Source organism: Lacticaseibacillus manihotivorans DSM 13343 = JCM 12514, assembly GCF_001435035.1.
GTDB classification, from domain to species: domain Bacteria; phylum Bacillota; class Bacilli; order Lactobacillales; family Lactobacillaceae; genus Lacticaseibacillus; species Lacticaseibacillus manihotivorans.
The window spans coordinates 1-478 of sequence record NZ_AZEU01000059.1 but is presented as its reverse complement, the minus strand read 5'-3'; the positions used below and the strand labels follow the sequence as shown (position 1 = coordinate 478).

The window sequence follows — 478 nt, the reverse complement described above, 5'->3', positions numbered from 1 at the left end:
GCCACCACATCAAGCACAAGGCCAACACCAAGCATAAACGCCTGCTTACTGGACGCAGTATCGATGAGCGCCCCAAACGTGTGGATAGTCGCCGTGAGTTCGGCCACTTCGAGTTAGATACAGTGGTGGGTAAGCGTGATGGTCAAGAGAGCGTCATTATGACGTTCATCGAACGCAAGTCCCGTTTCCAGTTCATGCGTCTGATTGATGGCCGCGACGCCGACTCCGTAAACTACGCCATGCGCGGTATCGTTGCGGAGTACGGCGACGTCATTAAAACAATTACTGCCGACAATGGCTCTGAGTTTGCCGACCTAGACTCGGTGCTCGATGGCGTGGCCACCGTGTACTATGCGCATCCATACCGTTCCAGCGAGCGCGGCACCAACGAGGTCCACAATAAGATGGTTCGGCGAGACTTTCCCAAAGGTGAATCCCTAGACGCTGTCAGCCCACAAGCTGTCGCCGAAACTCAAGA

At 55.0% G+C, this 478-nt stretch carries 1 protein-coding gene; it reads left to right on the top strand.

All coding sequences use genetic code 11. The features are described from left to right. A partial coding sequence (locus FD01_RS03640; RefSeq protein ID WP_156647261.1) for an IS30 family transposase occupies positions 1-478 on the top strand: 478 nt, incomplete at both ends.